The organism is Patiriisocius marinus, from assembly GCF_008974325.1.
Lineage (GTDB): Bacteria > Bacteroidota > Bacteroidia > Flavobacteriales > Flavobacteriaceae > Patiriisocius > Patiriisocius marinus.
This window is the reverse complement of record NZ_BKCG01000020.1, coordinates 1-4,889: the sequence shown is the minus strand read 5'-3', so window position 1 is coordinate 4,889 and position 4,889 is coordinate 1. Positions and strand designations below refer to the sequence as shown.

At 30.4% G+C, this 4,889-nt stretch carries 4 protein-coding genes; all 4 read left to right on the top strand.

Annotated elements, in window-relative coordinates; all coding sequences use genetic code 11:
- The first annotated feature begins 138 nt into the window (after positions 1–138).
- Positions 139–675, top strand: a complete 537-nt coding sequence (locus tag GBH57_RS15880) for a hypothetical protein (protein WP_151675482.1) — start codon at positions 139–141, stop codon at positions 673–675.
- Between the two features lie 892 nt (positions 676–1,567).
- Complete coding sequence (locus tag GBH57_RS15875; RefSeq protein WP_151675481.1) at positions 1,568–2,032, top strand: hypothetical protein; 465 nt, start codon at positions 1,568–1,570, stop codon at positions 2,030–2,032.
- Positions 2,033–2,056: 24 nt separating this feature from the next.
- Positions 2,057–3,442, top strand: coding sequence for a potassium channel family protein (locus GBH57_RS15870; protein ID WP_151675480.1), 1,386 nt, complete (start codon positions 2,057–2,059; stop codon positions 3,440–3,442).
- 161 nt (positions 3,443–3,603) lie between these two features.
- Positions 3,604–4,755, top strand: coding sequence for a tetratricopeptide repeat protein (locus GBH57_RS15865; RefSeq protein ID WP_151675479.1), 1,152 nt, complete (start codon positions 3,604–3,606; stop codon positions 4,753–4,755).
- Positions 4,756–4,889: the final 134 nt, after the last annotated feature.

Below are 4,889 nucleotides of genomic sequence, written 5' to 3'. Positions count from 1 at the left end.
AGGTCGCCAAATTTTTTAATTTGGCTTATTAAAAAAAAGGTAACAAGAAAATTAAAAAATTAGGCTCGTGCTCAACCGAATGGCAATCGCGTTTTTTTCGCACTACTTTTCATATACAAAACCGTTGTACAACATTTGATGAAACACAAAACGACATTATTAATTATCGGATTTATATTTCTGATTTCTTGCTCTGAAAAGTCGGAATTTCTAAATGACTGTGAATGTGAAAAAATTGATTTGAAAAACGGAATAACTGTAAACGGAAAGGAAAACCGATATTCAATTGTTTTGCCCAATAATAGTTGGGAACCTGAAGTTGCTAATAATGGAATAAGTGCTGGAACTTTTGGAGAAAATGCTTTTAAATATTTCGGAATTACGGAAATGAGAAAAGCAAAACCTTGGATGACTCTTGAGGAACAACAAAAGGATGTTGAAAGCAAGTATAACGTAATTGAATCTGGAATAACAAACGTGTTTGAAAAGAAAGCAATTTGGAATCTTGTAGAAGAGAAATTCGACACGATACCAATTGTCGGATTATATGTGACTGTTGAACATCCTAAAAATGATTTGTTCTACACTGTTAATCTTGCAGTCTCAAAAAACAAATACGGAAAGAAAGAAATATGCGAATTGGAAAATATAATCAAGTCGTTTAAAATGAACTAAAAAAACGTTGTACAACAACGTGTATAAAAAATTGCTAAATTAGTGCTTAACCAAAGGTCGTTGCATTTTTGTTACGTCTGATTTTCCTTCGGAAAATCCTCGCACACAAAACCGCAACTATTCATACACAAAACCGTTAGCATTAATACCTCCGAATCGAATCCTGCGGATTTAATTCGGAGGTATTTTATGAGGAATCAGTTCGGAATTTTGATGGAATAAAATGCTGAATTTGTATCGCGCGAAAATGTTGCTGTATAAAAGTATATCCGATTATCTAAAGCAGATTAGATCGCGAACTAAATAATGGAATCGCTAAACCGATTGGATTGCGGAAAACTTACTCGGATGACTCACTCGGCTGCGTCAGTAAAAACGCTAACAAAGCATATAATTTATGGCGAGTTTTTGCTCAGCTTTTAAATTTGAGTAACTTTAAAAAAAGATTTGTAATTCGGAATTGAAGTTAATTCCATTTCGCCACAAATCATATACACAACCGTTAGCATTAATACCTCCGAATCGAATCCTGCGGATTTAATTCGGAGGTATTTTATGAGGAATCAGTTCGGAATTTTGATGGAATAAAATGCTGAATTTATATCGCGCGAAAATGTTGCTGCATAAAAGTATATCCAATTATCTAAAGCAGATTAGATCGCGAATTATATAATGGAATCGCTAAACCGATTGGATTGCGGAAAACTTACTCGGATGACTCACTCGGCTGCGTCAGTAAAAACGCTAACAAAGCATATAATTTATGGCGAGTTTTTGCTCAGCTTTTAAATTTGAGTAACTTTAAAAAAAGATTTGTAATTCGGAATTGAAGTTAATTCCATTTCGCCACAAATCATATACACAACCGTTACCTGCAATTTAACCGAACGTAATGCCAATAGAAAAAGACGGAAAAATAATGTTCACTTTAAATGACCTAAAACCCATTGCAGAAGGGAATGGAATCGTCGACGGAACATTTGGTGGTTTAATTTTAGGGAATCCTCATTCTGATGGAGGAATTAAGGTTATTCGACAATATAAAAACGAGGAACTTTATGAGGTAATTGCGGAATTTGAAGGTTGGGAATATATTTTAAATCCTTTAGCGACAACTAAAGAAAAAGAATATTTGACAAAACTGAATTCTGAATATGCGAAACCCTCTGAATTGTTTACAGAATTTGAAATCCCAAACGGAATTGAAATTATTGACACTAGACCAATTTTTGAGAATATAAAAGAAACTAACAAATTAATTTTATTAAGTGAATGGTCTCAATTTATTATTAATAAGCATTCAACAAAAAAATATCTGACTGAATTAGATAATCTTAATAAAAAATACAGCAAATAACAACCTTTACCTTCAATTCAAAAAATGAGTATAGTAGATAAAATTTACCAAGATAACATAAGTATAACTGAAGAAGAATTGCTTGAAAAAATTATTGATACAGAAGAGTTATCTGCATTAGATTTTTGGCTATTACCACAATACGTTTTTGATGAGTGGAGAAAAAAACACGACTATCCTAGAATATTAGATAACTTTAAAAGAAGATTGCCCAGATTCGAAGAATGGATGAAAACCTTTGAATTGACTGATGAAATATTAATGGATGGTTACATAAGTAACTTCTTAAGGTTTAAATACACCGAAATTAAAAAAGACCATATTTTTCATTTAGTAAAAGTCACGTATCAAGGAAAAACAAAACATCAAGTGTGGTATAGTTACGACAAGAATTCACTACACAATGAAAATGAAGTAACTTATGAATATGTTCGTAATTTCCAAAGTTATTTTGAATGGTGTGAGTTAAACAAAGTTGACCGCTATGAGATAAAAGTTGATAAGTATTATCAAGCTTATGAAAATGAAGAAGTCTATTATAACTTTGATTTAAGATTAATTAAAATGGGGAGAATAGAGCCACCTATTAATGGCTTAAATCAAATTTTAAGACAAAAAAAAATTGAATTTGTTAACATAAGTGGTCTGAAATTAAACGACAAAATAAGCAACAACAGGTCTATTGAGTTCATATTTTGTGTTTGTGATAATATTACTTGTAAACATCTTCATACTCATTTCTTCACTTTTGATAATTCAAGTGTTAGAAATTTGAATATTACAAACTCGGAAATAAGTAATTGGAAATTCATTAATTCCACAACAAATGGTAGAATAAAAGATTCGCTGATAAAGAACACAAGGATTTGGGGCGGGAATTTTACACCAATTTTCGAAAATAGTGAGCCAGAAAATATTGGAGTTTGGTATAAGAATCTAAAGCATTCACCAAATTTCGACAGAACTTATCGTAATCTTTATAAGGCACATACAGAAATTGGGAATTATAAGGAGGCAAATAAATTCAAAATTTCAGAATTAGATTTTAAAAGAAAACAAGCAAAAGGATTTTGGAATAACGCAAGTTGGTTGATAGATAAATATTTTTGGGGCTATGGAAGAGAACCTAAAAAGATTATCATTTTCACCTTTTCAACTATTCTACTATTCTGTATTATTTATTCTTTAATCTCTAATCAGCTAATACCGAAAGAAATACACTTGACTCTGAATTGGGCAGAAAAAATACTTTACAGTTTATATAGTAGTGTTGTGACTTTTGTTACTTTAGGTTTTAGTGATGTTTATCCGAATACTGGTTTTGCTAAATTATTAGTGTCTATTGAGGCAATAATAGGAGCTCTTTCATTAGGAGCATTAATTGTCACTTTAACAAAAACGAAGGAATAAAAACTGCAGGTAACAATGTATAAAAATAATTGCTCGATTTTGGGCTTAACCAAAGGTCGTTGCAAGTTTACTACGTCTGATTTTCCTGCGGAAAATCCTCGCACGTAAACCCGCAACTATTTTTATACGAGACCGTTGGCAACAAGCGAAAAAAATTAGAAATGAAAAATAAAATACTGATTTTACTATTAACTTTCTCCTCAATAATTGGCTTTGGACAAAATGAAAAGATACTTTACGTTGTTGATTCAATTCCTGTTATCAAAGAACCAAAAGAAGGCTTTGGAACATTAACAGAAAACGAAATTGATAATGTTGTTGTTTTGAAAAACAAAAAATCAATTGACTCTCTTGGTTACAAAGATTTAGATGGAATAATATATATTTTCACTAAAGCATATTCGCAAAGACCAGATAGTATAAAAGCAATTCCAACTACCAAACTAATGAATAAAAAAAACGGTAGTTGGTATTTAAAAAATAGTTCGACAACATATTCAGGGAAGTTTATTAACTATTATCTAACTGGACGAAAACAAGGAGAAGGAATTCTGTTTAATGGAAAATTAAAAGGAAAACGCCTACGATATTATATAAACGGAAATGTATCTGACGAAATTGAATATGATAACGGAATTAATAATGGGCTTGAAAAAAAATTTTATAAAGATGGAACTTTAAGCCAAAAAGGAATATTTAAAAAAGGAAAAGAAATTGGAATATGGGAAATGTATCATCCTAATGGACAATTAAAACAAAGAACTACCTTTAATGAAAATGGAAAAATGGATGGAGAGTCTATTTCTTATTATTCAACTGGTGAAAAAAAAGGGAGGAATTTTTATAAGAATGGAGTTTACCAAAAAGATAAAACAAACGATAAAATATTTAAATTATATAATCAAGCTCAATCTTACTATAAACAAGGTAATTTTAAATCAGCAATAAAGAAATATACCAAATGTTTAGAACTGAATAAAAATTGGACAGAAGGATATTTTGCAAGAGCAACAGCTAAATTGAACAATTTTGAATTTGATGAAGCTATTAAAGATTTCAACAAAACTCTTGAGATTGAACCTTACTTTACTAATGCTTATTCAAATCGAGCTTTTGCACTTTTAAGAAAGTATGAACTTGGAAACGGTAGAACTATTAAAAAAATAGAAGGTATTCGAATAATGGCAACTAAAGAAACGAAAATACCAGAAACTGAATTGATGAAAATATGTAAAGATTTAAACAAAGCAGTTTCACTTGGAGATAATAATCAGATGGTATTAGAAGCATTGAAAAAACATTGTGAAAAATAAAAGCCAGTTGCCAACAAAGAACTGAGGTAAAAAACAACTCTTTTCTTCATTAAATTTTGACATTATAATGCCATACTCAGAGATTCGCTTTTGTGATTCTTTGAGTTTTTTTTATGCTATTTTTTTCTACTTAT